This window comes from Candidatus Protofrankia californiensis, from assembly GCF_900634765.1.
In the GTDB taxonomy this organism is placed as follows: Bacteria; Actinomycetota; Actinomycetes; order Frankiales; family Frankiaceae; genus Protofrankia; species Protofrankia californiensis.
Window position 1 is genome coordinate 1460 of the sequence record NZ_CAAAFT010000079.1, and the last position, 1105, is coordinate 2564.

The 1105-nt window shown below is 68.1% G+C and carries 2 protein-coding genes; one reads left to right on the forward strand and one right to left on the reverse strand.

Annotation, left to right across the window (positions count from 1 at the left end):
* Nucleotides 1-233 (reverse strand): suppressor of fused domain protein (locus DD1DGNOD_RS04930; RefSeq protein WP_346434267.1); only part of this gene is annotated, 233 nt, incomplete at its 3' end.
* 276 nt (nt 234-509) lie between these two features.
* On the opposite strand from DD1DGNOD_RS04930, the gene DD1DGNOD_RS04935 reads away from it, so the two are divergent.
* Nucleotides 510-1105, forward strand: a 596-nt coding sequence (locus DD1DGNOD_RS04935; protein WP_131769556.1) for a TerD family protein, incomplete at its 3' end; no start/stop codon positions are given.

Genomic DNA, 1105 nt, shown 5'->3' on the forward strand with positions numbered 1-1105 from the left:
TCCTTCAGCGAGAGCACCAACTCGGCACGCGGTCCCGCCGGGTCGAGCACGGGGGATGCCGGATCGCTCATCGGGGCCCTGGACATCCCGAGGGTCGCATAGCGGACGATCCCCTCCGCCGTGTGACCGAAACGCAGCACCTCGATCGGCTCGGAACCGAGAAACGTGATCTCCGCGCGGCCCGTGTCGGGGCCGAACTCCCGTATCAGGTGCGCTTCCACCCGCTTCAGCACCCCTGGACCGTCCACAGCGCCGACTCTAAAGCCAGATAATGACCCGGGGAGTTGGGCCTCCGGAGGCGTATCAGGCGGAACTGTGGATCGGGGCCGGGTCGTTACCCCGTCGGGCGCGTCTGTCGTTATGCGGAAACGGGCGGTCGCCGGGTGCCGGTCGTCGGGCGGGGAACGGTATCCGTCACGATGGCCTCGCGGGAGTCACGCCCGCGGACGTCGAACGACATGCCGATGAGCAACATGCCAGTAGGCAACAGGGCAGATGCGGAGGCCACCATGGCGCAGGTGCTGAGCAAGGGCGCGAACGCACCGTTGTCCACTACCGATGTACGGGTGGAGATCAGTTCGTCCACTCCGCTGGACATTGCCGCGCTGCTGGTGACCGCGAACGGCAAGGTCCGCTCCGATGACGACTTCGTGTTCTTCAATCAGCCCACCGGGCCGGGGGTGCGCCTTCTGCCACCGTCAGCGCTCGAGTTCACCTTGACGCAGGTACCAGCCGACATCGACAAGGTGGTCATCACCGGCAGCCTGGACGGATCCGGCCCGCAGACCTTCGCAGCCGTGAACGGGTTGCAGGTTGTGGTCCGGGGCACCCGGGGTGGGGAGCTCGCCCGCTTCGACCCGGTCGGGCTGACCGTCGAAACCGCGCTGGTACTCGTGGAGCTCTACCGGCGCCAGGGGGCGTGGAAGGTGCGCGCCGTGGGGCAGGGATACGCCTCTGGCCTTGCCGGTATCGCCACCGACTTCGGGATCACAGTGGACGACCCCGGTGGTCAGGTCGACCCCCCTACCCAGATAGTTTCCCCGCCGGCGGGGCAGCAGTGGGGAACGCCTTCGGGGCAGCCCCAGTGGGGGAGGCCCTCGGGGGG